This window comes from Paenirhizobium cremeum (assembly GCF_022884085.1).
Classification (GTDB): Bacteria; Pseudomonadota; Alphaproteobacteria; order Rhizobiales; family Rhizobiaceae; genus Allorhizobium; species Allorhizobium cremeum.
This window is the reverse complement of the sequence record NZ_JAGGCS010000003.1, coordinates 390,781-415,929: the sequence shown is the minus strand read 5'-3', so window position 1 is coordinate 415,929 and position 25,149 is coordinate 390,781. Positions and strand designations below refer to the sequence as shown.

27 protein-coding genes and 1 tRNA gene are annotated in these 25,149 nt (G+C 62.2%); 13 read left to right on the top strand and 15 right to left on the bottom strand.

Annotation, left to right across the window (positions count from 1 at the left end):
• Nucleotides 1-50 precede the first annotated feature (50 nt).
• On the top strand, nucleotides 51-1,859 hold the full coding sequence (locus J5N58_RS08560; RefSeq protein WP_112831393.1) for a methyl-accepting chemotaxis protein: 1,809 nt from the start codon (nucleotides 51-53) through the stop codon (nucleotides 1,857-1,859).
• Between the two features lie 64 nt (nucleotides 1,860-1,923).
• On the opposite strand, the gene J5N58_RS08555 is transcribed toward J5N58_RS08560, so the two are convergent.
• A complete protein-coding gene (locus J5N58_RS08555) occupies nucleotides 1,924-2,424 on the bottom strand; it encodes a hypothetical protein (protein WP_112831394.1) in 501 nt (166 codons plus the stop codon).
• 248 nt (nucleotides 2,425-2,672) lie between these two features.
• Here J5N58_RS08555 and J5N58_RS08550 point away from each other — a divergent pair, with 248 nt between their 5' ends.
• Nucleotides 2,673-3,281 (top strand): hypothetical protein, encoded by a 609-nt coding sequence (locus J5N58_RS08550; RefSeq protein ID WP_244710457.1) that lies wholly within the window; start codon nucleotides 2,673-2,675, stop codon nucleotides 3,279-3,281.
• Between the two features lie 19 nt (nucleotides 3,282-3,300).
• Here the strand turns inward: J5N58_RS08550 and J5N58_RS08545 are convergent, their stop codons facing one another.
• The 3 genes from J5N58_RS08545 to J5N58_RS08535 form a co-directional block, all read right to left on the bottom strand.
• Nucleotides 3,301-4,317, bottom strand: coding sequence for a GlxA family transcriptional regulator (locus J5N58_RS08545; RefSeq protein WP_414901415.1), 1,017 nt, complete (start codon nucleotides 4,315-4,317; stop codon nucleotides 3,301-3,303).
• 302 nt (nucleotides 4,318-4,619) lie between these two features.
• Nucleotides 4,620-4,835, bottom strand: a complete 216-nt coding sequence (locus J5N58_RS08540; protein ID WP_162708382.1) for a hypothetical protein — start codon at nucleotides 4,833-4,835, stop codon at nucleotides 4,620-4,622.
• Between the two features lie 118 nt (nucleotides 4,836-4,953).
• The gene (locus J5N58_RS08535) at nucleotides 4,954-5,130 is read right to left on the bottom strand and encodes a hypothetical protein (RefSeq protein WP_162757615.1); all 177 of its coding nucleotides are present in this window, start codon (nucleotides 5,128-5,130) and stop codon (nucleotides 4,954-4,956) included.
• Between the two features lie 109 nt (nucleotides 5,131-5,239).
• On the opposite strand from J5N58_RS08535, the gene J5N58_RS08530 reads away from it, so the two are divergent.
• Together J5N58_RS08530 and J5N58_RS08525 are read left to right on the top strand one after the other, a co-directional pair.
• On the top strand, nucleotides 5,240-6,136 hold the full coding sequence (locus J5N58_RS08530; RefSeq protein ID WP_113425852.1) for a LysR family transcriptional regulator: 897 nt from the start codon (nucleotides 5,240-5,242) through the stop codon (nucleotides 6,134-6,136).
• Between the two features lie 281 nt (nucleotides 6,137-6,417).
• Nucleotides 6,418-8,946 carry an autotransporter family protein gene (locus J5N58_RS08525; RefSeq protein ID WP_112831398.1) on the top strand — a complete coding sequence of 843 codons (2,529 nt, stop codon included), beginning with the start codon at nucleotides 6,418-6,420 and terminating at the stop codon, nucleotides 8,944-8,946.
• A 71-nt stretch (nucleotides 8,947-9,017) separates the two neighbouring features.
• On the opposite strand, the gene J5N58_RS08520 is transcribed toward J5N58_RS08525, so the two are convergent.
• The 6 genes from J5N58_RS08520 to J5N58_RS08495 form a co-directional block, all read right to left on the bottom strand.
• Nucleotides 9,018-11,057 (bottom strand): ASKHA domain-containing protein, encoded by a 2,040-nt coding sequence (locus J5N58_RS08520; RefSeq protein ID WP_244710455.1) that lies wholly within the window; start codon nucleotides 11,055-11,057, stop codon nucleotides 9,018-9,020.
• A 139-nt stretch (nucleotides 11,058-11,196) separates the two neighbouring features.
• Complete coding sequence (locus J5N58_RS08515) at nucleotides 11,197-12,168, bottom strand: methyltetrahydrofolate cobalamin methyltransferase (protein ID WP_112831400.1); 972 nt, start codon at nucleotides 12,166-12,168, stop codon at nucleotides 11,197-11,199.
• 100 nt (nucleotides 12,169-12,268) lie between these two features.
• A complete protein-coding gene (locus J5N58_RS08510; RefSeq protein ID WP_244710453.1) occupies nucleotides 12,269-13,372 on the bottom strand; it encodes a methylenetetrahydrofolate reductase in 1,104 nt (367 codons plus the stop codon).
• Entirely contained in the window at nucleotides 13,369-13,953 is a 585-nt protein-coding gene (locus tag J5N58_RS08505; protein WP_112831402.1) for a methylenetetrahydrofolate reductase C-terminal domain-containing protein, read from the bottom strand. The genes J5N58_RS08510 and J5N58_RS08505 overlap by 4 nt, the downstream gene beginning before the upstream one ends.
• Nucleotides 13,946-14,248 carry a virulence factor gene (locus J5N58_RS08500; protein WP_112831403.1) on the bottom strand — a complete coding sequence of 101 codons (303 nt, stop codon included), beginning with the start codon at nucleotides 14,246-14,248 and terminating at the stop codon, nucleotides 13,946-13,948. Before J5N58_RS08500 ends, J5N58_RS08505 begins: the two co-directional genes overlap by 8 nt.
• Nucleotides 14,249-14,345: 97 nt before the next feature.
• On the bottom strand, nucleotides 14,346-15,119 hold the full coding sequence (locus tag J5N58_RS08495) for a formyl transferase (RefSeq protein ID WP_244710451.1): 774 nt from the start codon (nucleotides 15,117-15,119) through the stop codon (nucleotides 14,346-14,348).
• 310 nt (nucleotides 15,120-15,429) lie between these two features.
• On the opposite strand from J5N58_RS08495, the gene J5N58_RS08490 reads away from it, so the two are divergent.
• The gene (locus J5N58_RS08490) at nucleotides 15,430-15,588 is read left to right on the top strand and encodes an entericidin domain-containing protein (RefSeq protein ID WP_112831405.1); all 159 of its coding nucleotides are present in this window, start codon (nucleotides 15,430-15,432) and stop codon (nucleotides 15,586-15,588) included.
• A 34-nt stretch (nucleotides 15,589-15,622) separates the two neighbouring features.
• Here the strand turns inward: J5N58_RS08490 and J5N58_RS08485 are convergent, their stop codons facing one another.
• Nucleotides 15,623-16,261, bottom strand: a complete 639-nt coding sequence (locus J5N58_RS08485; RefSeq protein ID WP_280520001.1) for a DUF1638 domain-containing protein — start codon at nucleotides 16,259-16,261, stop codon at nucleotides 15,623-15,625.
• Between the two features lie 13 nt (nucleotides 16,262-16,274).
• Between J5N58_RS08485 and J5N58_RS08480 the strand changes: the two genes are divergently transcribed.
• Entirely contained in the window at nucleotides 16,275-16,433 is a 159-nt protein-coding gene (locus J5N58_RS08480; protein ID WP_244710449.1) for an entericidin domain-containing protein, read from the top strand.
• A gap of 177 nt (nucleotides 16,434-16,610) precedes the next feature.
• Here J5N58_RS08480 and J5N58_RS08475 read toward each other — a convergent pair whose 3' ends face one another.
• Nucleotides 16,611-17,312: a corrinoid protein gene (locus J5N58_RS08475; protein ID WP_112831406.1), complete on the bottom strand. Its 702-nt coding sequence runs from the start codon at nucleotides 17,310-17,312 to the stop codon at nucleotides 16,611-16,613.
• Nucleotides 17,313-17,583: 271 nt separating this feature from the next.
• Between J5N58_RS08475 and J5N58_RS08470 the strand changes: the two genes are divergently transcribed.
• Both J5N58_RS08470 and J5N58_RS08465 read left to right on the top strand, forming a co-directional pair.
• Nucleotides 17,584-19,149, top strand: coding sequence for a trimethylamine methyltransferase family protein (locus J5N58_RS08470; RefSeq protein ID WP_112831407.1), 1,566 nt, complete (start codon nucleotides 17,584-17,586; stop codon nucleotides 19,147-19,149).
• A gap of 101 nt (nucleotides 19,150-19,250) precedes the next feature.
• Nucleotides 19,251-19,955 (top strand): ferredoxin family protein, encoded by a 705-nt coding sequence (locus J5N58_RS08465; protein WP_113443756.1) that lies wholly within the window; start codon nucleotides 19,251-19,253, stop codon nucleotides 19,953-19,955.
• A gap of 9 nt (nucleotides 19,956-19,964) precedes the next feature.
• On the opposite strand, the gene J5N58_RS08460 is transcribed toward J5N58_RS08465, so the two are convergent.
• A complete protein-coding gene (locus J5N58_RS08460; protein WP_113443757.1) occupies nucleotides 19,965-20,672 on the bottom strand; it encodes a ParA family protein in 708 nt (235 codons plus the stop codon).
• Nucleotides 20,673-20,889: 217 nt separating this feature from the next.
• Between J5N58_RS08460 and J5N58_RS08455 the strand changes: the two genes are divergently transcribed.
• The 4 genes from J5N58_RS08455 (at nucleotide 20,890) to J5N58_RS08440 (ending at nucleotide 22,948) form a co-directional block, all read left to right on the top strand.
• Nucleotides 20,890-21,636: a phosphodiester glycosidase family protein gene (locus tag J5N58_RS08455; protein WP_113443777.1), complete on the top strand. Its 747-nt coding sequence runs from the start codon at nucleotides 20,890-20,892 to the stop codon at nucleotides 21,634-21,636.
• Between the two features lie 144 nt (nucleotides 21,637-21,780).
• Nucleotides 21,781-22,401, top strand: a complete 621-nt coding sequence (locus J5N58_RS08450) for an RBBP9/YdeN family alpha/beta hydrolase (protein ID WP_112831410.1) — start codon at nucleotides 21,781-21,783, stop codon at nucleotides 22,399-22,401.
• A 189-nt stretch (nucleotides 22,402-22,590) separates the two neighbouring features.
• Nucleotides 22,591-22,794 (top strand): hypothetical protein, encoded by a 204-nt coding sequence (locus J5N58_RS08445; RefSeq protein ID WP_112831411.1) that lies wholly within the window; start codon nucleotides 22,591-22,593, stop codon nucleotides 22,792-22,794.
• 13 nt (nucleotides 22,795-22,807) lie between these two features.
• Nucleotides 22,808-22,948: a hypothetical protein gene (locus J5N58_RS08440; protein WP_162708384.1), complete on the top strand. Its 141-nt coding sequence runs from the start codon at nucleotides 22,808-22,810 to the stop codon at nucleotides 22,946-22,948.
• Nucleotides 22,949-23,059: 111 nt separating this feature from the next.
• On the opposite strand, the gene J5N58_RS08435 is transcribed toward J5N58_RS08440, so the two are convergent.
• Complete coding sequence (locus J5N58_RS08435; protein WP_112831412.1) at nucleotides 23,060-23,509, bottom strand: RrF2 family transcriptional regulator; 450 nt, start codon at nucleotides 23,507-23,509, stop codon at nucleotides 23,060-23,062.
• Nucleotides 23,510-24,104: 595 nt separating this feature from the next.
• Nucleotides 24,105-24,180: transfer RNA gene (locus J5N58_RS08430), tRNA-Lys, on the bottom strand.
• A gap of 191 nt (nucleotides 24,181-24,371) precedes the next feature.
• On the opposite strand from J5N58_RS08430, the gene J5N58_RS08425 reads away from it, so the two are divergent.
• The gene (locus J5N58_RS08425) at nucleotides 24,372-25,121 is read left to right on the top strand and encodes a cytochrome c biogenesis CcdA family protein (protein WP_113438205.1); all 750 of its coding nucleotides are present in this window, start codon (nucleotides 24,372-24,374) and stop codon (nucleotides 25,119-25,121) included.
• The last annotated feature ends 28 nt before the right edge of the window (nucleotides 25,122-25,149 follow it).

Below are 25,149 nucleotides of genomic sequence, written 5' to 3'. Positions count from 1 at the left end.
CGTAATTTGACGATGAAACGATCTCCGATACATTTTCGGGGGACGTTTCAATGAGAAATTTCGGTATTTCCATCAGACTCTATTTGCTTGTGGCGCTGGCGCTTGGCGTGCTCGTCGCGACGCTGACATTCAGCCTTTTCCGCTCTTACGAGACGCTGGCGGCGGAGCGGCGCGCGGGACTTGCGTCGATCGACCAGACGGCTCTGGCCGTGTTTGCAAAGTATCACAAGATGGAGGAGGCCGGCACACTCAGCCGCGACGAAGCCCAGGCCAAGGCCAAGGAGGTGATCGGCGCGATGCGCTACGGCAAGGATGGCTATCTGTGGATCAACGACACGGATGCCAGAATGGTCCTGCATCCGATCAAGCCCGAACTGAACGGCAAGGACCTGTCCTCGATGCAGGATCCGAACGGCAAGCGCATCTTTGTCGAGTTCGCCCGCATCGTGAAGGAAAAGGGCGAGGGTTATGTCGATTACTACTGGCCGAAACCCGGTGCCGAGGCGCCGGTCGAGAAATTCTCGCATGTCGTCGGCTTCGCTCCCTGGGGCTGGATCGTCGGAACGGGCGTCTATGCGGACGATCTGCAGGCGATGTTCTACAAGAACGCCATGTGGTTCGGCGCCATTATCCTGGCAAGCGTCGTCATCGTCGTCGCAAGCGCCTATGCCGTGGTGCGCAGCGTCGTGAAGCCGGTAAACCGCCTGAAGGCGGCCATGGCCGACATCGCCGAGGAACGGGTGGACACGGAGATCGTCGATGCCGGCCGCAGGGACGAGATCGGCGGCATGGCAGACACCCTGCTGGTGCTTCGCGAATCCGTTCGGGAACGTATTCAGTTGCGCGAACGGGAAGCAGAACAGCAGGCTCACCTGGATTCCGAGCGCCAGAACAACGAAAACGTGCTGCGCAGCGCCTCGGACCGGCAGAACCTCGCCATCGGCGAAATCGGCACGGCTCTCGAACGCCTAGCGGAAGGCGACCTGACGGTGCAGGTCGGCAATATCGGAGCTGACTACGAAAAGCTGCGGCAGGACTTCAACCGGGCGGTCTCGGCGCTGAACGGCGTCATCTCCGCCATCAACCACACCAGCGACATCGTCAGCGAGAACGCGGGCGGTATCAGCGAGGCAACCAACAACCTGTCGCGCCGGACCGAGCAGCAGGCAGCCGCGCTGGAGGAGACCGCCGCCGCGCTCGACGAAATCACGGCAACCGTCCGGACCGCATCCGAACGCGCCGCAGAGGCGCGCGACAAGGTGAGCGAAACCAAGCTCAGCGCCAACCGCTCCGGCGAGATCGTGCGCAATGCCGTCGATGCCATGGGGCGGATCGAGGCTTCGTCCAACCGGATCAACCAGATCATCTCGGTGATCGACGAAATCGCCTTCCAGACCAACCTCCTGGCGCTCAACGCCGGGGTCGAGGCGGCCCGGGCCGGAGAAGCCGGCCGCGGCTTTGCGGTCGTCGCCCAGGAAGTGCGGGAGCTTGCCCAGCGTTCCGCCAATGCGGCGAAGGAGATCAAGACGCTGATCCACGACTCGGCGGCCGAGGTCGGGAACGGTGTTACGCTGGTCCGCTCCACCGGGGAAGCACTGGTCGAGATCGAGAAACTGGTCAACGAGGTCAACGACCACGTCGCTTCGATCGCGACCGCGGCACGTGAACAGGCGACAGGGCTGCAGGAGATCAACACGTCCGTCAACCATATGGACCAGATGACGCAGCAGAACGCCGCCATGGTCGAGGAGACCTCGGCGGCCGGCCAGACGCTGGCGGAGGAAAGCCGGCATCTGCGCGAACTGCTGTCACGGTTGCGGGTGGGTGCGGAAGGAACAGGACGGCGTCAGGCAGCCTGACACGCCTGACCGATATCGACCGCCGGCGGGAGGCCCTGCCGGCGGTTTTCGTTTTTCCGGAACATCAGTTCTTCCGGCAGGTCGAGGCGAGCTTCGCCAGCGCCGCAGAGGAGCCGGAGAGCGTGAAGGTCCGCGTCCCGAACGCGGGTTCGCGTGGGGCGAGCGTGATCGAAGAACCGCTCTTCACCATGGCGAGAACCGGGCCGTCCTGCGGCAAGGGGAGAAAAAGGGTGCCGTCCATGGCCTGGTAGACGAAGGTTTCCTCGCGTTTCCCGGCGTCGCTGGAAATGACGACCGGTCCGCTCCATTCGGGATTGCCGCCAGGCGGATCACCCCGGCCGCCGTCGTCATAGCTCAGCGCCAGCATGCCCGGCTCGCCGCATTGCAGATAGAGCATCGCCTCCCGGTCGCCGTCCGTCACGGGGGCGCAGACGTGGGCGGTCATCGCCCTGCCGCCCTCGACGTCCCAGACCTCCGCCTTCCATCTTCCGCACTCGGCGGACAGGGCGGGCAGGGCAGTGAACACGAGCAGGCCAAGAGCTGCGACGAGACGCGGAGCCGGCATGGAAGATCCCCCATATGCGCAAGGATTGACATGCATCGGATCTAGGCACGGGACTGCGGGCTGCACAAGCGCCAAAACCGACCGGAATGCTGCAGCGGCTTCGAGACGCCGAAGCGCCATTTCCCGAATCGGTTCCGGCAATCGTGCCGAAAGCCGGTCGCCATTGACTAAAATCCAAACGAAACATTAACGGCTCGCGTCTATCCTCTGTGCATGCCGGTCTCAGGCTCAAGCAGACGGATTTTGGTATGGCGTCTTCCTTTCTGCAACGTTCCGCGTTGGTCCTCCTGCCGGCCGCGGCCATTGCCTCGTGCACCGGCGACCGCGTCATGCCGCCCCAGGACATTACGGCCAATCCCACGCGATCCGCCACGAGCGACCGGCAACTCGAAGGCCGCGTCGAGGACGTCGATGCCGGCAGGCAACTGCTCGGTCCCGCCGGATCGCCGGTGGCTTACGCGGCGGAACCGGTGCGCGGCAACCAAGGCAGCGCGGCGATAGACTATCTCGATACGCCCAATCTCGCAGGCCTGGACAGTGGCGCGACAGCCGAAACGGAGATGACGTCGAGCGAGGGGATGGCATTGCCGCCAGCCGAGCCGGGCGCGGAAGCGCTTTCGTCACCGGCGGGAGGCGCTTACGACATTCCCGCCGAGGGCATCAACATCGACGCCGAACTCGGCGTGGCCCCGTCCGCCGAGCCAAGGGAACCGGTCGCACCGCAGATCCTCGTGCCGCAGGGGCCGATGGCGATTGCCGAAGGCACGACCGCCCAGCCGGTGGTTGACGGGATCGGGACGGAAAATCCCGTTATCCTGCCGCCTGACGGCCAGGAGATTACCGGCGGCGGTCTTTGACGCCGCCGGCGCTGCGGCGTCAGACGACGACGCCCGTGCGATTGGTGGACATGGTCAGCTTGCGCTCGGCGCGTTCCTGCTGGGGGGAGCGGTTGTAGAGTTCGCGATAACACTTGGAGAAGTGCGAGGCGGACACGAAGCCGCAGGCGACCGCCACCTCGACGACCGGCATGGACGACTGGACCAGCAGATGGCGGGCCCGGTCGAGACGGATCTCGAGATAGTAGCGGGCGGGGGAGCGCCCCATCTCCTGGCGGAACAGGCGCTCGATCTGACGGCGCGACAGGCCGGCATCATCGGCGATCTCCAGAAGGGAGAGCGGCTCCGACAGATTGTTTTCCATGAGCTCGATGATCGACAGGACCTTGGAGTTCTGTACGCCGAGGCGGGCGCGCAGCGGCAGGCGCTGGCGGTCATGGGCGCTGCGCACGCGGTCGGTCAGGTGCTGCTCGCAGACGCGGTTGACGAGACCCTCGCCGAAATCCTGGCCGATCAGGTTCAGCATCATGTCCAGCGAGGCCGTGCCGCCGGCGCAGGTGTAGAGATTGCCGTCGACTTCATAGAGATCGGCATAGACCTCCGCCTGCGGGAAGGTCTCGGAGAAACCGGGAAGGTTCTCCCAGTGGATGGCGCAGCGTTTGCCGTTGAGCAGCCCCGCCTGCGCCAGCACATGGGCGCCGGTACAGAGGCTGCCGACGGCGCAACCGCGGTTATAGGCTTCCCGCAGCCAGGCGTTCACCGACTTGTTGTGGAATTCCTCGACATAGATGCCGGAACAGACGATCGCCATGCTCGGGCGGTTTTCGCCGGAGAGGAAGCGCCGTTCGTCGGCCAGCGAGGAATTGACTTCCATGGCGATGCCGCTCGACGAATAGACCTTTTGCCCGTCGACCGAGGCAAGGCGCCATTCATAGGCGGAATAACCGAGCATGCGGTTGGCGATGCGCAGCGTTTCAATCGCGCCTGCGAAAGGCAGAAGCGTGAAATGCGGTACCAGAAAAAAGACGAGCGAGCGCTTCTTGGTCTGCTTGTTCATGTCGATGCCCATTGTTCCCACGTTTTTTCCCATTCCTTGCGTGGAACGGCGCTTTCCGGTTGCCGATATGCGACATCATAGTGACGAAAAGCGGCGGTTTTTCCGACGGGACATCAGAAACGCGACATTTTTTTCAAAGTTCGGCCCGGGCGGAAGGAGATTTCCGCCCGGGCCGGGAAATTTCGTCAGATGACTGAAAATTCATCGGGAATTCGACTGCGATCGCAGGGATCAAGGCAAAACCTTCACCCGCATCCGTCATCGGCGGCATGTCCGGGGCAATGGGCCTGTCGCAAATGTGACTAACGGGATCGCGGACGCGCCGTGTCGCCGGCAGGCCAGCCGAGGTCTTTCCTGAGATCGAAAGGCATCGCCTCGAGGGCGCGATCCTCCTCGCGTCGCCGGTGCCATTCGCGCCAGGCGGCAATCACGGAAACGAGACCTGCCGACATCCCGGCCGCTGCCCATGACCGGCGCGAGCGCCGGGAAAACCGTGCCTCATCCATTACCATAGTCATAGCATTCTCCTTTTCGTGTGCGCCTCATCCGGCTCACTGGTTTTGCACTTTAATGCATCATCAATCCAACGAATGTTTTTCAACGGTATCATCATGAATATTGATGATACGAGTTCTGCTACACGTCGCCTGCCCGTTTCTTCCGCGGCGGCCAGCCGACATCGCGCTGAAGGCGGCGGGGAAGCTGCTCCATCTCGCGTACGAGCTTCGCACGCTGTCTTCCCTGCAAAAGGGAAACCACCAATGATTGTGCTCCGGTGGCATGAATCAGGCGCGTAATGATGGCTATCAGCATATCGACATCTCCTCGCTACCAACCCTTGCTGGTAAATATGGGAGCGAGTTGACTATCAATCAAATGAAATGATATGGTCTTCATGTTCAATTATATTGAGGATTGCGCGATGACCCTGACAATTCGCCAACCCCTGCCGCTGCTGGATAACGACATCCTGCGCACATTCGTGGCGATTGCGGAGACGGGCAGTTTCACCACCGCCGCAGACAGGGTGTTTCGCACCCCGTCGGCCGTTTCGATGCAGATCAAGAAACTGGAAGAGCAGTTGAACGCGACGCTCTTCCTGCGCGATGCACGGTCGGTGACGCTGACGGAAAGCGGCGAGACGCTATTGCCCTATGCCCGACGGATGCTCGCCCTCTCGAACGAGGCGGTCGGCCGTTTCCGCATGCCGGAGATGAAGGGGGTCGTTCGTCTCGGCGCTCCCGACGACATCGGCGAACGCTTCATGCCGACGATCCTGCGCCGTTTCGCCGAAGTCTACCCGGCGATCATGGTCGATCTGACGGTGGATACGTCCTCCCAACTGCGCCGCCGCCTGCAGGAGCAGAGGCTCGACCTGACGCTTATCAATTGCGCTCCGGGCATCGTCAGCCATGAAGGCGAGGTGATCCATACCGAGCAACTCGTGTGGGCGGGAGCCAAGTGCGGCACCGCGCATCTGCGCGATCCGCTGCCGGTGTCGATCTGGGAGGACGGGTGCTGCTGGCGCGCGGACGCGCTGGCGCGGCTGGAAAAGGAAAAGCGCCAGTATCGCATCGCCTACCTCTCGGCCCACACGATGGCGCAGCGCGCCGCGGTCATCGCCGATCTCGCCGTGGCGCCCCTGCCGCGGAGCTATCTGACCGACGACATGGTGGCACTCGGCAGCAAGCACGGCCTGCCCGATCTCGGCTCCTTCGAAGTCCGGCTGCTGACCGGAGCGGAGACGAGCGACACCATAGGCGCCGTCGCCGACAGCGTGCGTTTCGCCTTTTCGGAAATGATCGGATTGGCGGCCTAAATCGCCCTCAATCCGGATTTCCTTGCGCCGCGCCCTTCTGATCCGAGACCGGACCACCTGTTACGCCGCGCAGCCCAATCTTGACTTTTTTGGGGCGTTACACGCGATGCGGTCGCCGAAAGTGCAAGGGAATCGATCTATCGTATTGAATTACAAAACATATTATATCTCTTTCTATCCACTCGATACCTGTTCAACAATCGAGGGGAGCAATTGTTTAGTGCAACGAGAGCATATTAAGAATTGATTCATTGTCGCTGTCGCTGACTTGAGAATCAAAAATGGTATTTCCAAAAAATCTGCTCCCCTCCGCCATCATGTACAGATCCGGTTTTATTCTCGCCTTTTCCGTGCTCGGGGCCATGGTCCCGGTGATACACGGCGAGGCGCAGGCAAGTTGCAGTTTTTCCGGTACATTCAGCCTCACGCGTTGCGATGCGGGGTTCATCAGCGGATATGCCGGGGCGGGGACTTCTTCACTCACAGTCAGTGACGAAACGACGGTCGGCGTCGAACTGGCACCGTCCAGCGCATCCGTGACGCCGACGGAGCAGACGCTCACCATCACCGGCAACACCACGATCTACAATCCGAGCTACAGCGCGGTTTATTCGCAAACCCATGCGCCGGACCACACGCTTAACGTCTATCTCGGCGAGGGCGTGTCCATCACATCGGCGGGCGGCTTCGGTGCGGTCTGGCTGCGAAACGACGTGTCCGGCGACATTTCGATCGTAAACGATGCAACGGTTACCGCGAACGTCGTGGGTCCGGGCATCACGGTCACGACAAACCAGGGGAGCGTCTCGATCGTCAACAACGGCCATGTCACGTCGGCGACGGAGCGGGGACTTTACGGGGACGGGGGCTACAACGACAGCGATGCGTCGCCAGCGCTGGTGTCCATCGTCAACAACGGGGTGGTGGATGCCTATACCGCCGGCATACGCAGTATCAATTATCACGGCCTTTCGACCATAACGAATACCGGGACGGTGACATCCGCCACGCGACAGGGGCTTGTCGCATGGTCTGCCTCGGGCGACGTGTCGCTTTACAATTCCGGCAGCGTCACGGCCAGGGACGATATCGCCCTGCAGGCCTGGAGCACCGACGGCGACGTGACGATCGTGAACAGCGGTTGGGCGGGCGCCTATGACGACACGTCGATCACCGACGCCGGTGCCGGGCATTTCGGCATACAGGCCTATGCCGAAAACTCCGGCGACATTTCGATCACCAATACCGGTACGATCGATGCTCCCGACGACACGGCCGTGACGGCCGAGGCCGATCTTGGCGATATCTCCATCGTCAACAGCGGCAAGATCACCGGTGAAAGCGGTATCGATGCGGTGACCGGCGACGGACAGATCTCCATTGAGAACAGCGGCACGGTTACAGCTCTCGAAGGCGACGGCGTTACCCTGCGCGGCGCGCGCCTCACCAACACCGGCACGATTTCGGCGTCGAACTACGGCGTTTACCTCGACGGGTCCGGCAACAGCATCACATCGTCCGGAACGATCAGGGGCGGGACGGCTTCGGTTTTCTACGGCAGCGGCGGCAATACGCTGAATATCCTGCCGGGCTCCGTTTTCGAAGGCGTTGTCGACTATAACGCCACCACGGGCAATACCACGACCTTCGGAGCGGGCAGCTACCGTATTCCAGCCGCCAACTATCTGTCGGCGGCCAACACGATCAGCCTCAACAATTCCTCACAGGTCCTGGTGCTCAGCAATGCGGATACGACGGGGACCATCAACGTGGTGAGCGCCACGCCGGTCGCCAATATCGCAAGCCAATATACCGATTCCGTATCCGACGTGATCGGCAGCATTCTGGCGCTCGACCTGCAGCGCCCCGACGAGATTCCCGGCAGCGCCCCGGGAACCGAGCCGCTTGCCTACGGCGAGACGAAGCAGGCCACGCCGGCTCAGCAGGCCATCGCCCGGATCAGCGACGGCGTCGCCCTTGACCGATCCGGCAACCTCTTCTGGGCCCGCGTCTTCGGTGGCGGGCGGCATCAACCCGGCACCTCCGATAACTTCGAGAGCGATATCTATCACTACGGCCTGATCGCCGGTGTGGACAGGCAGTTCGACAATGCGCGCCTCGGTCTTTTTGCCGGCGCGGGCGCGGTCAATGCCGACCTCAGCGACAACAGCAACTCGCTCGACGGCCAGACTGGATTTGTCGGGATTTATGGGGCCGCTCCCGTCAACGGCTTCCTGCTCAACGCATCGCTGACCATTGGCGCCATCGACAACGATACGCGCCGCTCGGTCAACGCTGGCAGCGAATGGGCGGAAGGCGACTTCTGGGGATGGTACGTTTCGCCGGAATTCTCCGTAAGCAGGAGTTATGACATCGCTCCGGAGTGGTCACTTACACCCAGCGCAAGGCTGCGCTATGTCGGCGCCTTCTACGAGGACTATACGGAAAGCGGCTCGTCGCAGAACATCAGCTACGATTCCCGCGACACCCATTCGCTCGAAGGCCGTCTGCAGATGGACCTTACACGCAAGACAATGCTGGAATCCGGCCGGACCGCGGCATTCACCTTCACCGGCGCTGTTATCGACACGCAGAATATGGGCGATGACGGTTACTCCGCTACCCTGGACGGTTCGGAATTCACCTTGAGCGACTCTGCCCAACGCAACGTCGTCGGTTTCCGACTGGGCGCCTCGTTCGACGTTCAGATCAAGGAAGCGATGAGTATCTACGGGGGGATCGAGGGCACGGTCTATACCGACGAGTCGGTGGGTTATACCGGGCGCCTCGGTCTGAAATCGGTGTTCTGACCCGACGGTTGTCGGTCGATCCCGTCCGACAACCGTCGTCTCGCAGGAGCTATCAGCGCCTCTCGGGTGTCTTACTCGCGGCTCCTGCGCCGCCGCCGCCCGCCGCCTTCGCCGCCGGCGTCGTCGGCAAGGGCCTTGGGCTCGGGCAGCGTCACCACCGTCGAGAGATGAGGGAAGGCGTCGACCTTGTTCGGCAAGGCCATGGCATCGACGAACAATTGCTGGAAATGGGGCTCCAGCGCCGTTTCGATCTTCTCGATCCGGCGGACCGTATCCTCGATCTCGCGCCGGTGGTCGCGGTTGAGAAGCGCCATCAGGGCGCCGGTTCCGGCGGCATTGCCGACCGCCTTGACCTCGGCCAGATCGCAATCCGGAATGAGACCAAGCACCATCGCGTATTTCGGATCGATGAAGGAGCCGAAGGCGCCGGCGAAGCGGATCGTGTCGACCGTCACCACTTCCTGCTTTTCCATCAAGAGTTTGATACCGGCATAGAGCGCGGCCTTGGCAAGCTGGATAGCGCGCACGTCGTTCTGCGTCACGCTGATCTTCTGCGCGCCATCATGCAGCAGGTAGGAGAAGGTGCGCCCGTTCGGCAGGATGCGGGAGCTGCGGGCCGCAAGAGAACCGTCCACCACGCCATCGGCGGAGATGACGCCGGAGAGATACATTTCCGCGACGACCTCGATGATGGCCGAGCCGCAGATGCCGGTGATCCCGACCTTTTCGGCCCCCTCGGCAAAGCCCGGCTCGTCCGACCATTGCTCGACACCGATGACCTTAAAGCGGGGTTCAAGCGTAGCCGGATCGATGCGGACGCGCTCGATGGCGCCGGGGGCCGCGCGCTGGCCGCAGGAAATTTCCGCGCCTTCGAAAGCGGGACCGGTGGGCGAGGAGGCGGCGACGACGCGATTGCTGTTGCCGAGGACGATCTCGGCATTGGTGCCGACATCGACGAGCAGCATCATGCGATCCTGCCGATGCGGCCCCTCGGCCAGCGTCGCGCCTGCGGCATCCGCACCGACATGGCCGGCGATGCAGGGCAGGAGATAGGTGCGGGCACCCGGATTGAGGGCAAGCTCGATGTCCTTCGCCTCGCAGGAGACCGCGCCGGATACGGCGAGCGCAAAGGGCGCCTGGCCAAGCTCGGTCGGATCGATGCCGAGGAAGAGGTGGTGCATGATCGGGTTGGCGACGAAGACGCTGTCGAGGATGTCGGTGCGCGACACGCCGCCTTCCGCGCAGACCTTGTCTGTGAGTTCGTTGATAGCCTGACGCACGGCCCTGGTCATGGCCTCGCGGCCATCGGGGTTCATCATCACATAGGAGACGCGGCTCATCAGATCCTCGCCGAAGCGGATCTGCGGGTTGGATGCGCCCGAAGAGGCGACGATGCGGCCTGACAGCAGCGACACCAGATGCATGGCGATGGTGGTCGAGCCGATGTCGCAGGCGAGGCCATAGGCCTCGTTGTGCAGGCCGGGCCAGAGCGCGATAACGGTCGGACGCGAAGTCGGGCTGTCCCGGTGGATTGCGGCGGTCCCCGCCCAATTGCCCTTGCGCAGGATCTTCTGGATTTCGGGAAGAAGATAAGACGCGACCTGCAGGTCGGAATAGCCCCAGTCCTTTTCCAGCATGACCTTGAGCCGATCGAGATCGCCGAGCGGCTTGTGCATGTCGGGTTCGTCGACCTCGACATAGCAGAGGTGGACGGCCGGGTTGCGCTCGATGACCCGGTCGGTCGCGGCCTTGCGAACGACCTGAGCATTGACGACCGTATCCTGCGGCACGTCGACCACGAGGTCGCCCTGGATGGTGGCCGAACAGGAGAGGCGGCGGCCCTCGGGGAGACCCCGGACGCGGTCGTAGCGCTCCTCCTTCGGGCCGATCGGCGAAATGTGCGCGTTGGAGGACACGATGCCGTGCTTGGCGAAATTGCCCTCCTGCACCTCGATCTGACAGCGGCCGCAGGTGGCACGGCCACCGCAGACGCTCTCGACATAGACGCCGAGCGAGCGGGCGGCATCGAGCACGGGGGTTCCCGCAGGGAACCGGCCACGCTTGCCGGACGGCATGAAGAGGACGAGGTGATCTTTGGAGGCTTCGGTCATGTCTATCTTTCCAGCGTCGTCAAGGAACGCGATCCAGATTGTTGCTGTGGTCCGTTCCCGCTTGCCGAGAACCAAAGATCACCCGAAGGCGATGCCTGCGGGTGATCTTATCGGATATGGCTCAGGTGAAGGCCTACCATTACTCGCTGGCAGCACCGCCACCCACGCGGGCGGCGCGGCCGCCGCGGCGACCGCCTCCGCCCGAGGCGGCGGCCGGAGCCGCGGCGGGAGCCGCATGGCCGCCTTCGGCCGGCTTGTAGTCGCGGTAGGTCTTGATCCAGTTGTAGCAATTCTCATCGGTGCCGTTCAGGACGTTGGCAGCGCGGACCATTTCCATCTCCTGCGGGCGGCAGGGGTTCATGATCGCGCTCGTCATGCCGGCGCCGATGACCATCGGGATGAAGGCCGAGTTGATGCCGTGGCGATGCGGCAGGCCGAAGGAGATATTGGACAGGCCGCAGGTGGTGTTGACCTTCAGTTCATCGCGCAGGCGGCGCAGAAGGGCAAAGACCTGAAGGCCGGCCGAACCGACGGCGCCGATCGGCATGACCAGCGGGTCGACGACGATGTCATGCGGCTTGATACCGTAATCTGCGGCGCGCTCGACGATCTTCTTTGCAACAGCGAAGCGAACGTCAGGGTCCTGCGAAATGCCGGTCTCGTCGTTGGAGATCGCAACGACCGGCACGTCGTATTTCTTGCAGAGCGGCAGGATGGCTTCGAGCTTTTCCTCCTCGCCGGTGACGGAATTGATGAGCGGACGGCCCTTTGCGACCTTGAGTGCGGCCTCGATGGCAGCGGTCACGGAACTGTCGATCGAAAGCGGCACGTCGACGAGGCCCTGGACGATTTCCATGGTTTTGACGAGGAGCGGCGGCTCGGTCTCGTTCGGGTTGACGGCGGTGACGCCCGCGTTGACGTCAAGCATGGTGGCGCCGGCGGCGACCTGTTCCAGCGCATCCTTGATGACGGTGTCGAAATTGCCCTCGATCATCTCCGCGGCAAGCTTCTTGCGGCCGGTCGGATTGATGCGCTCGCCGATGACGCAGAAGGGCTGGTCGAAGCCGATGATGATTTCTCGGGTTGCGGATGCAACGATGGTGCGGGTCATTTCGGTCCTCCGGTCGGGCGCGCGTCACTGAGGTCTAGCGTGCCGGGAAATGGGTTACAAGGTCGGTGGCGGGGCGGCGGCGCGTGGCCGAACGCCGCGCTCAATGGCTATGGTGAGGGGGATGATGGGCCGCCTTTTCTGCGAGCTGCTGCTGGTCTTCAAGCCTTTCCTCGCGGATTGCCTCCAGGCGCTCGGCGACGAGCGCATCGACGGGGCTCGCTTCGCGCTTCCACGGCTTGCGGCCCTTCAGAACGCCCGATTCATGCACGATCTCGGCGACATATTCCTCCTGGCGATAGGCCATGACATGGACGCCGGAAATGCCCTCGATCTCCTTCACCTCGTTGATGATGTCGATGCAGAGCTGCTTGCCTTCCTTCTTCTGGTCCTCCGCACCCTCCAGACGCTTTATAACAGTATCGGGAATATGGATGCCGGGGACATTGGAGCGGATCCACTTGGCCGTCTTGGCCGAAGCAAGCGGACCGACGCCGACGAGGATGAAGCATTTCTCATGCAAGCCGAGATCGCGGACCTTCTTCATGTATTCGCGGAACATCGGCACGTCGAAGCAGTACTGGCTCTGCACGAACTGTGCACCGGCCTCGATCTTCTTGGCGAGGCGGTACGGCCGGAAATCGTAAGGCGGTGCGAACGGATTGATGGCGGCACCGAGGAAGACCTGCGGCGGTGCGGTAAGCTTGCGGCCGGAGAGGAACTTCGACTGGTCGCGCATGGTGCGCACGGTTTCCAGGAGCGACATGCAGTCGAGATCGAAGACGGGCTTGGCGCCGGGCTGGTCGCCGGCCTGCACGCCGTCGCCGGTCAGGCACATGATGTTCTGCACGCCCATGGCAGACGCGCCGAGAACGTCGCCCTGGATAGCGATGCGGTTCTTGTCGCGGCAGGCGATCTGCATGATCGGGGCATAGCCCATGCGCGTCAGCAGGGCGCAGATGCCGACCGAGGACATGTGGCAGTTGGCGCCGGAGGCGTCCACCGCGTTGATACCGTCGACCCAGCCGTCGAACACGGCCGCGCGCTCGTAGACATCCTGCGGATTGGCGCTGTCAGGCGGGTTGAGTTCGGCGGTGACAGCGAATTCGCCGCGGCGCAGGACACGTTCGAGACGACCGCGGGAGGAGTGACCGGGAAGCGGATCGAGCGGCGCGCCGGGATCATGCGGGTTGATATCGGGGCTCATGCCTTTGCATCCTTCGAAAGAGCTTCGCGGGTTTCGGCGGCCTCGGCGGTGACGCGCAGCCATGACGATGTCTCGCGCAGCGACTGGTTCACCGGTTTCTGCACCTTCATGATCGCGTCTCCATGCACCATGTTGCGCGATCCGGCCCAGGCCTGAACCCAGACGCAGGGCATGTCAGGCTCGACCTCGCAATTGCCGTTGGCGCGCACGCCGCCGCAAGGGCCGTTCCTGAGCTGTTTCGGGCAGTTCATGGGACAGGACATGCCCGTCGAAGACAGGACGCACTGGCCGCACATGCGACAGTCGAACAGCAGGCCCTTGACATTGCGCTCGACAAAGGTCACCGGCCGCTCGACACGGGCATAACCGAGCTTCTTCCAGAGCGGGTGGAGAAAGAGAAAGGCATTGGCGAAACGCGCGTAAAACCATTCGAGGAAACGCGAGTGACGCACCGACCAGAGGCGGATGGTGTAGGAACGGCGGGCGCGGCGGTTTGGTGACACACCTGCCGGCGTATAGGCGCCGGAAGCGGCCTTGGCGGCGGGGGCGGCATTGCCCTTGAGCGGCTTCACCTCAGCCATTGTCGCGCCCTCCGGCATGCACGAGAGCCACGAGACGGGCCTTGTCATAGGCTGCCTCCAGCTCGGCCGCAGCCTTTTCTGCTTCCGCTTCGAGATCGTCGCCGACCGGGGTCGGATCGCCCTTGCGCCATTCGGCGAGATAATCGTCGGTTTCGGCAGCGCCGGTGCGCATGGCGCACATGTCGATCGCCTCGGTAAACCGCAGGGACAACTCCCGTTTCGCCGTTTTCCTGCCCTGCTTGACGATGACCTGGGCGGGTATGTCCCGCCAGTAGACAACGATCCTGTCGGCCATGTCTTCACTCCCCTTTTTCGTCAGAATGCACGTGGCTCAGGCAAGGGACTGCGCTTTTGACGACGTCGCATATGGCAAAAAGCGACGCCGCATCGAATTACCAGACGCCACGCGTGAGGCCGTGACGCAGCCAGTCCCAGATGGCGGGCGGAAAGCGCAGTGCCGATGGACCGCCTGGCCGATACGGGGCAAGCCGCCCTGCCAGCGCATCTTCGACGGCGCGTCGGGTGATGTCGAGCGCAGCAATCGTCAGGACGAGAGGATAAGTCGAGATGAAATCGCCCTTTTGCGGCGAAGTCCGGACTTCATAAAGCGTGCCGCCGGTGTCGGTTCCGGCATCGACCAGATGGACGGTCGCACCGAAATTTCCCCGGTCGCCTTCCACCAGCGACCAGTAGCCGCCCATCTGGCCGCGATAGGCTGGATTGATGCCGGCATGCAGGTTGAGAACCGGGCAGGGCATGGCGGCGAGAACCGCCGGTGACATCAGCCTCGTGCTGACCAGGAGGATGGCTTTGGGCTGGAGCGCCTGCACCAGTGCAACGCAGCTCTCGTCATTGATCGAGGAAACCTCGTGCTGGGGAATAGCCGAAGAAAACTCGCCGCTGTAGCCGCTCGATGCGACGAGGTCCGAGGTGCGTCTTGCGGCCAACCGGCGGAGAAGCCGCGCGGCAATCATCGTCGCAAGCTGACCGAGTGCATTCGGCCAGCCGAGGCGGCGGGCGCGACGCCGGGTGATGCCCCATTTCGATTCCGATGCCTCGATCACCACCTGCAGGCCGGGAAACCGGGTGGCGAGCGCGTTCGCGACAATGGCCGGGTTCGTGCCTCCGGCCGTGAGAAGAAGAACGGTCGGCGAGCGTTCGGTCACTTCGACGCCTCCAAAAGATGAGATGACGCGACGAACGCTTCCGCAATGCCTGCCATTGTCCGCTCCCCCCGCTTTATCGTTCTTTCAGCACATGCCGTTATCGCAGGACCATCCGGTACTTTTGCATGACATGTTTCCGCCGCCGTCATCCGGGAGCCGGTTCCCGGCGATGCACAGGCGCCCTGTTTAGCGCCGATCGCTGAAAGTCCGGTTAATCGCCGGATCGGGGGAAGGCAAACCGCCTTGCATTTGTCCAAAGCCGGTGCCATGGACGCGGATCAGTCATATTGTTCCATCGGGAAGGGTTCTCATGTCGGCAAGGCAGATTTCCACGGCTGTCGTTTTCGGTTTCGCACTCATCGCACTCGGCGGATGCGGCAACACCATTCGCGGCGTCGGTAAGGACGTCGGAGGCGTGGTCGATGCAACGAAGGACGCCGGACGCAGCGTCGCGAATTCCGTGAAGTAAGCTTAGGGAAGGGGCTGGCTCTTCCGCCTCTCCCTCAGAGGACCGACAGTTCCTTCTGCAGGTCGCCATAACCGGTGAAGCGGTATTCATAGGCGAGGCCGAGGTAATCGGCCGCGGACCGGGCCTTTTCCTGCAGCGCCGCATCCTCTTCCTGCGAGAGATAGACAAGCTTGGTGTAGTTGCCGAAATACATGTCCTTCAGTTCCGGATGGCGGTCCAGCCCCAGCGGCTGGATGACGAAGGCTTCGAACTGGCGGGCGAGGAAATCGGTGAGGAAAAAGGCCGTCACATCGTCTTCCCAGCGGGCGGCAAAGGCCTCGTTGCCGGCAAAGAATGAATAACAGTGCGGTCCGGAAAGGCGCTCGACACCGAGACGTTCGCATACCTTGTCGAGAAGACCGCCGGTGCCGCAATCGGCATAGGCGACAAAGATCCATTCCGCGCCGTTCTCGCGGGCCTGGACGATGGCGTCCTCCACGCCGGGTGCGATCTTCTCCGGCGTCGCATGCCAGATCGCGGGCAGACAGGAAAGCTCCAGATGGTCGAGCTGGCCAAGGCGTGAAACAGCAAGAATCTCCCGGGCGATTGCGCCGCAGGCGATGACGTGAACCTTTTTCGCCTTGCCGCGTTTCACGCTGGTATCCGATGCAATTGTTCCATCACCATTTTTCATGGAGCTTCCGATCATGACCTTCAAGACACTGACCGCCGCCACCGTCCTCATCGTTTCAGGCCTCGCCCTTGCCGGCTGCGGCAATACCATCCGTGGGATGGGCAAGGACACCGCCAATGCCGTCAACGCGACCCAGGCTGCCGGCCAGGATGTCGAAAGGGCAGCCCAGTAAGGCAGTCCGCACGCTTATATAGGGCGGCGTGTGCCACAGCGGCAACGGCAGGAACGCCCACGCTGCCCTGTTATTTCCCTGGCTCGTGGCCAGTCAGGCGCCTGCCGCCAATCAAAAAGCGCCGGCCGCAATGCAGCCGGCGCTTTTCCATGTCGGGATCTGACGCCCGAGGGCGTCTCAGACGCGGGCGCCGAGGCTGTTGTGCTTGCGGGAAATGAGCTCTTTCGCCGTTTCGACCGCGATCGCGGCGTCACGGCAATAGGCGTCGGCGCCGACAGCCTTGCCGAACTCCTCGTTGAGCGGCGCGCCGCCGACCAATACGATGTAGTCGTCGCGCATGCCCTTCTCCTTGAGCGTGTCGATCACGACCTTCATGTAGGGCATGGTCGTGGTGAGCAACGCCGACATGCCGAGGATATCCGGCTTCTCGCGCTCGATGGCTTCCAGATAGTTTTCGACAGGATTGTTGATGCCGAGGTCGACGACGTCGAAGCCGGCGCCTTCCATCATCATGCCCACGAGGTTCTTGCCGATATCGTGGATGTCGCCCTTGACGGTGCCGATCACCATCTTGCCCTGTTTCGGCGCGCCGGTGGCGGCCAGAAGCGGACGGAGGATGGCCATGCCGGCCTTCATCGCATTGGCGGACAGAAGCACTTCCGGAACGAAAAGGATACCGTCGCGGAAGTCTATGCCGACGATGCGCATGCCTTCGACCAGCGCCTGGGTGAGAACGTCGTAGGGTGCCCAGCCCCGATCCAGCAGGATACGGGTCGCTTCCTCGATCTCCTCCTTGAGGCCATCATAGAGGTCGTCGTGCATCTGCTGCACGAGTTCTTCGTCGGAGAGTTCCGAAAGAATGATTTCGTCGTCGGACATGATGGTGCTTCCCGCTTGGTTTTTTATCGCGATTCCGATCGCAGCCGGATCAGACTGCCTGAAGGGAAGTTAAACCTCAATATCGCGAAAAACTCTTTTCGAAAGCGACGCGGCCATCCTGAAAAACGACGGGCCCAGACAAGCCTCGATGAAAGCGATGTCTGTCAGACGCAAGCGCTTGGCGCATTAAGGATGGTTTCACATGCGGATTTGAATAGCATAATGAGGGAGTGAGAAGCAGCGCATCAAGCGCGTGAGCGAGGAAACAGACATGGACGACATCACGGCACAATCGGGCGGAGGACGCCGCGCTCGCGGCGAGGGACGCGGGGCTGCCGCCCGCAGGGCATCGCGCAGCGGAGGCGGCGCCGGTCCGGCCATGCCTTACATCACGCGCAAGATCGCGCCTTACGAAGTGCTCGACGAGGAAGGCCTGCAGCTCATTGAGCGCAATGCCGATATCGTTCTCGAGGAAATCGGCATCGAGTTTCGCGACGATGCCGAGGCGCTGGAACTCTGGAGACAAGCCGGAGCCGACGTGAAAGGTCAGCGCGTGCATTTTCCCAAGGGGCTCTGCCGCGAACTTCTGAAGACGGCGCCTTCCGTCTTTACCCAGCATGCCCGCAATCCGGAACGCAGCGTGCAGATCGGCGGCAAGGCCACCGTGTTTGCGCCAAATTACGGCTCGCCCTTCGTTCGCGACCTCGACGGCAATCGCCGCTATGCGACGCTCGAGGATTTCCGCAATTTCGTGAAGCTCGCCTATATGGCGCCGTCCGTGCACCATTCGGGCGGCACGGTTTGCGAACCGGTGGACATTCCGGTGAACAAGCGTCACCTGGACATGGTCTACAGCCACATCAAATATTCCGACAAGCCGTTCATGGGCTCGGTCACCGCGCCGGAACGGGCGGAGGATTCGGTTGCGATGTGCAAGATCCTGTTCGGCGACGATTTCGTCGAGAACAATACGGTGCTCGTCAACCTTATCAACGCCAACTCGCCAATGGTCTATGACGAGACCATGCTCGGCGCAGCCAAGGTCTACGCCCGGCACAATCAGGCCTGCGTCATCTCGCCCTTCATCCTCTCCGGCGCCATGAGCCCGGTCACGGTTGCCGGCACGCTGACGCAGATCCTTGCCGAAGTGCTGGCGGGCGCGTCCTTCACCCAGCTTATCCGTCCCGGCGCGCCGGTGCTGTTCGGCACCTTCGCCGCCTCGATCTCGATGCAGTCGGGCGCGCCGACCTTCGGCACGCCGGAGCCGGCGCTGGTTTCCTACGGCGCGGCCCAGCTTGCAAGGCGCATGGGTCTGCCCTTCCGTACCGGCGGTTCGCTCTGCGCATCCAAGGTTCCGGATGCCCAGGCGGCTCACGAAAGCGCCAACACGCTCAACATGACGCTGCTTGCCGGCGCCAACTTCGTGCTGCACGCCGCAGGCTGGCTCGAAGGCGGTCTTGCCGCCTGCTACGAGAAGTTCATGATCGACCAGGACCAACTCGGCATGATGCAGAAGCTTGCACAGGGCGTCGATCTCTCCGAGAGCGGGCAGGCGATGGACGCGATCCGCGAAGTGGGTCCCGGTGCCCATTATCTCGGCTGCGCACATACGCAGGCGAATTTCCAGACGGCCTTTTACCGTTCGGCGCTCGCCGACAACAACTCGTTCGAGCAATGGGAAGTGGAGGGCCGCAAGCGCATCGAGGACCGCGCCAACGCGCTGTGCCGTTCCTGGCTCGAATCCTATGAGGCTCCGCCGCTCGACCCGGCAATCGACGAGGCATTGCTCGCCTATATCGCCAAGCGCAAGGACTCGATGCCGGACGCCTTCTCCTGAAGGTATCCCGATTCCGCCAGGGAGCAAGGCGGGTCAGTGCTGGTCGCCGACATGATCCAGAAGGAGGTCTGGCGGCCGCATTATAAATACGAGGGGCCGCGATGAGCGGCCCTTCGCCCGTTCTCGCCGATATGGTCCCGGCGCTCGGCCAGCACGGGCTGCATGTGCGGGGCGTTGTGCATTTTCCCGGCGGGCAGGGCGGTCCGGCGCTTTCGGGCGGCGGGCATGCACGAGCCGTGGTGCTGATCGGCAATGTCGGAGGATCGCTCTGGGAAGCATTTTGCAACTGGCGGCAAAGACAGGCGGATCGGGGAGGAGAGCATCCGCTCGATGCCTGGTCGAAGGCGGTTATCGGCGATATCGCCCAACATTTCGGTGCAACGCCCTATTATCCCTCCGATCAGCCATACCAGCCGTTCCAGCAATGGGCGATGCAGGCGGAAGGGCTGAGGGCATCGCCCCTCGGCATTCTGATCCATCCGCAATACGGGCTTTGGCACGGCTATCGCGGCGCGCTGGGCTTTGCCGGGGAGATCGAAGGGGAGGCTCGCCCTCCATCGGATCGGGAGATCTGCGAGGCGTGTCCGGACAAGCCGTGTCTTTCGACCTGTCCCGTGACAGCCGTTTTGCGGGATCGTTTCGACGTCGCCGGCTGCCGTAGCCATCTCGTCACGACCGAGGGCAAGGCGGGCTGCATGGCAAGGGGATGCCTCGCGCGCGCCGCTTGCCCGGTCGGATCGCATTATCGCTATCCGGAAGCGCAACTGCGCTTCCACATGGAAGCGCTTCGCCTTCCTTCCGGATAGGCTTTGCCGTCAGGCGGCCTTGAGTGCCGGAGCCTTGCGGCTGACGGTGCGCACGGAGCGCTGGGGAAGCTGGGCGAGAACTTCGTCGGCAAAGGAAACGGCGTTTTCAATCGCCTTGTGCAGGTTCGATACCTCGCGCGAATCGAGCGTATGCAACAACCCGCCCTTGTCGAAGATGTCGCGATAGGCGGCACGCTCGGCGAGCGCGGTAGAGAGCGTCGGAATGCCGCGGCGACCGAGAAATTCCTTGGCGGCGCCGAGCGCACGGGTGGTGACGGCGGCATTGACGCGCGTCAGTACGACGGAATGGGGAATACGGACTTCGCACGTATCGCTGAGCGCCTTCAGGAGTTCGAGCACTTCGGCGCCGCCCTGGGCGTCCATGGCGCAGCCCTGGACCGGGATCAGCACATGGTCGGCGAGACCGACGGCCTTGGCCAGCAATGCGTCCTGGCTCGAGGGAAGGTCGATCAGGATGTAGCCGCCGCGCTTCTTCGCCTTGACGGTTGCGGCCTCGATGGTCTCCTCGGTGACCGGGGCTACGGACAGCAGGCCGTTGGCGTTGCCGAGTGCGTGCCAGCGACTGATCCAGCCGCGCGGGTCGGCATCGAAAACGGTCACTCGATTGCCGCGAGCGGCGAGTTCACTTGCAAGAATGAGTGCGGCCGTGGTTTTTCCGGCACCGCCCTTGGTATTGGCAAACGTAATTACTGGCATGTCTTTTCCTTCATCAAAAAAGGGTCCGAGCCAAGTCATCGCTCTGCGGGGGCTGAGGCGGCGCTGCATGCCGCGTGATGGTCATTCTTGGCAGTTATGGTTAATGAAAGGTAAAGAGCGAAAGGCGTTCGTTAACACTCTTCGCTCCGGCCAGGAAACGGCGCCTGCCGATGCCAAAGCGACCAAGAGAGACTTCCATTCCACCGCGGAAATTTTCATGCCTCTGTTTTTTCTTTGGTTTTCAGTGCTTTTGACCGTCGTATCCGCATCGGCGGCATCCGCCTCCTCTCCCTGCAGGGGGCTCAGCCGCGACGGCGTGCGCTATACGGTCTGCAGCTTCGGGAGCGATTCGACGTTAAGGATCTACCATTCGGACCCCGCGGGCATGCCGTACGGCAATTTCGATTCTCTCGCGCTCCAGCTCTGGAGAGAGCGGCATTATCCGATCTTCGCCATGAACGGCGGCATGTATCACGACGATCTGTCGCCGGTTGGGCTGTTCGTCGAGAACGGCATCGAGCGACAGGCAATCAGCACGCGGGCGGGATGGGGCAATTTCCACCTCCTGCCGAACGGCGTGTTCTATGTGGCGGGCGGGCGAGCGGGCGTCCTGGAGACACAGGCCTATCTGCGGGAGAAACCGAAAGCCGATTATGCCACCCAGTCCGGCCCGATGCTGGTGATAAACGGCAGACTTCATCCGCGTTTCCTGCCCGACAGCGACAGCCGCAAGATCCGCAATGGCGTGGGCGTGGACGCCGGGGGCAGGGTGCATTTCGCCATCAGCCGGGACCCCGTCAACTTTCATGGCTTCGCTTTGCTGTTTCGCGACGAACTGGGTTGCGGCAACGCGCTCTACCTTGACGGTACGATTTCGAGCGCACTCATTCCCTCGGAGGGGCGGCGGGACCGATTCTTTCCGCTCGGACCGATCATCGCGGTGATCGGAACCGTTCCGCAGTAAAGCCCCTGCGGAAGGCGCCACGACGGCGCGGCAGGGGAGGCGCAATGCTTTTCTACAAATTCAATCGACAATAGGCCGGGCTTTCTTAGCGAAGCTTTCGCGCTGCGGCATAATCCTGCGGTATTCCAACGGGAAGGCCAGACGATGAAGGTACCGGATAGCGGCAGGACTGAAGCGACACTCGTTGTTCCGGGGCTGAACGGCTCCGGCGGCGGCCACTGGCAGTGGCATTGGGTGCATGACCGGCGCGGCGCCGTCATCGTCGAGCAGGACAGCTGGACCTGCCCCGATCTGGCGAGCTGGCAAGAACGCCTCGGCGAAGTGCTGTCACAGCATGACGATGTCTGGATCGTCGCCCACAGCCTCGGATGTATCCTGACCGCGAACCTTGCCGACAACCCGCTTGCCTCCCGCGTGAGGGGCGCCTTGCTGGTCGCCCCGTGCGATCTCGTCGAGGTGGAGCGACTTCACCCCTGCGTCGTGAACTTCGGCGAGATGCCGCAGCGGCGACTGCCTTTTCCGAGCCTCGTGGTCGGCAGTCTCGACGATCCCTACATGGATTTCGCCACCACCCGGAAAACGGCGCGACTGTGGGGCAGCGGCCTCGTCGATATCGGCTATGCCGGGCATATCAATATCCGCAGCGGCTACGGCCGCTGGCCGACCGGTTACGAACTTCTCGATCTCCTGAAAGGCGAGAACACCCCGTCGCCGGATCGCTCGTCGGCAGGAAGGAAGCCCGCCGTGCTTAGCGCCAGTTTCTGAAGAGGGATGCGGTTGAACATTTTCGCTTCCCGGCGGTTATTCCGCGCAAAGGGAGCAAAGCGGATCATCTTTCTCCCGGATCGCCGCAATATAGAATACAAATTTTGTAGAAAATATTGACCATGTGGAATTTGCCTGCGAAACTGTTAACCAAGCTCAATGTCGAGTGAGTTCAAGGAGGATCCCGCAATGCCATACGGTATCGAACTCTTCTCCTTCGACCTGTTCGGCCTTTCCCGCAGGGGGGCTGCGATCGCACCGTCCTCTGCAGAAGACGACAGGGTCAAGACGACATCCGAGACCCGTCGGGAAAGCCCGGCCGACGACGATGCCGATCTGGATCGCCCGGCCCGTCACGAAATCTTCTTCTGGGGCCTTTTCCCGGTTCTTTGATCTGGAGACCAGCATGGCTTACGTACAAACGCAATCCAGGCGTTCGCGCTGCGTTGACTCGCGCCGGTTCCCGGCAACCTGGAGCAACATGTGCGGCGTTGCAGCCGTTATCGGTTCCGTCGCCTTCGTGGCGTTGCTGACGGTTGCGCTCTAAACACCGGTTCAAGGGGCGGTGTTTTCAGGCCGCCCTTGACCGAAGTCTTCCTGTTTCGCTGCGGGCCGGCGGCTGACAAAGCGTGAAAAATGTCCGAAGCGATACCGGCTTTCAGAGCGAAAGAACGCCGTCCTCGACGTCGCTGCCTTTGCGGCTCACGAATTGTTCAAGCGTCATGTTGTCGAGGATGGAGGCGATCGCATCGCGCACTTCGGTCATCGACAGACGCACCTGACAGCCGATCGGATCGGAACAGTCGTCACAGGCTTCAAAGGCCGTGCGGCTGGCACAGCGGATGGGCGCAAGCGGACCGTCCAGGGCCCGGATGACCTGACCGATCATGATCTCGTTCGCCGGCTTCGACAGGGAGTAGCCACCGTTCGGTCCCTTCTTGGAGCGCAGCATGCCATTGTTTCGCAATTCCAGAAGAATGGTGTCGAGAAACTTCTTCGGAATGTTGTTACGGGTGGCGATCTCGGTCACGAAGGCCGTTTCGCCGGGCGCCAACTGAGCAAGGTCGACCAGCGCCTTCAGCCCGTACTTGCCTTTTTTGGTGAGCATAGCGGAAATCCATGAAACCGAGATGGAAAATACCACCACCTGGCGAATTGAAACAGATAAAGCAGATAGTTTTAATCGAATATTCTTGCAAGCCTGCCGACGGTGACAAATTGTTTCAAGCCGTTGTACTGGCGCGTCCTTCTGGCTATCGAAGAGCGCCTCCCAACGCTCAAAAGCGTGATAATTCGCCTTCATCATCAGGCGCTGATGGGTGCATGCCTAGGGCCACTCATCCACGAAGTCGTCCAGATCACGGTCCGTACGCCGATAGAGCCAATGCGTGCCGTCCCAGCGTCGCCATGTCTGCCCGACTATGGAGGTGCGCCGCCCGTCGACAGTCTTGCGGGGCCAAAAGGGAGCAGGGCATTTGTGCCAGATGAACTGGTGCGCGGTCGGTTTCGAACCAAACAGGACGGACCAGGGAAAACGGTAAAGAACACCTGCGCGGCGCGCGACACGCCCGAGTTTGGTATGAATGCCCAAGACTGCCGCCCTACCAGGAGGATCATCGATGTATCTCGATAATCCAGCGGTTCCGGTCACGTCAAGAATCGTATTAGAAAACCCTCAAAAATTGGGGGGGGACGTCTAGAAATGGTGAGCGCGCAGGGATTCGAACCCTGGACCTACTGATTAAAAGTCAGTTGCTCTACCGGCTGAGCTACGCGCTCCCAGTCAGGGTTTTCAAGGCCCCCGCGGAAGTGGGCGGAACATATGCAGGTGACCTCGCCGGGTCAACCCGAAAAATTGCGCTCTCACGCGCTAAAATGCATGATTGTCGCAGCGAACGCAAAGGTGATTGGCAAGCGGTGCGGAGCGGCGTTAGGAAGGGCGGAAACAGCCCGCAGCGGAGCCGCCTTTCGTGTCCATAGCCGAGATTTCCTTCGTCAGTGCCTTGCTTGCCGGTGCGCTTTCGTTTCTTTCCCCCTGCGTCCTGCCTCTGGTGCCGCCTTATCTCTGCTACATGGCGGGCATTTCCGTCGACCAGTTCAGGACCGGCGCGACAAGCAAGGGCGATGCGCGGGCGCGGCGAGCGGTCATGCTCTCCGCCTTCATCTTCACGCTCGGCTTCGCGACCGTGTTCGTCGCGCTCGGGGCGGGGGCTTCGACGATCGGTACGATGCTCCGGCAGCATCTCGACCTCCTTTCCAAGATCGGCGGCCTCATCATCATCGTCATGGGTTTGAATTTCCTCGGCCTTTTCCGAATCGGACTGCTGTCGAGCGAAATGCGCTTTTCAGGCGGCGGCAAGCCGGCGACCCTTTCGGGCGCCTATATCATGGGGCTCGCCTTCGCCTTCGGCTGGACACCCTGCATCGGTCCGGTGCTGGGGGCGATCCTCGGCGTCGCCGCCTCGCGCGATACGGTGGGCGAAGGGGCCTTGCTGCTTGCCATTTATTCGCTCGGTCTCGCCGTGCCGTTCTGGATCGCGGCCGCCTTTTCCGGCGCCTTCATGCGTTTTCTCTCGCGATTTCGTCGCCATCTCGGCCTCGTCGAAAAGACAATGGGCGCGCTGCTCGTGTTGACGGGCCTCGCCTTCATGTTCGGCTTCGTCTCCAACCTGGCGATCTGGTTCCAGCAGACCTTTCCAATCCTCTCGCAAATCGGCTAAGCCAGACAATATAGGTCGCATGCGACTT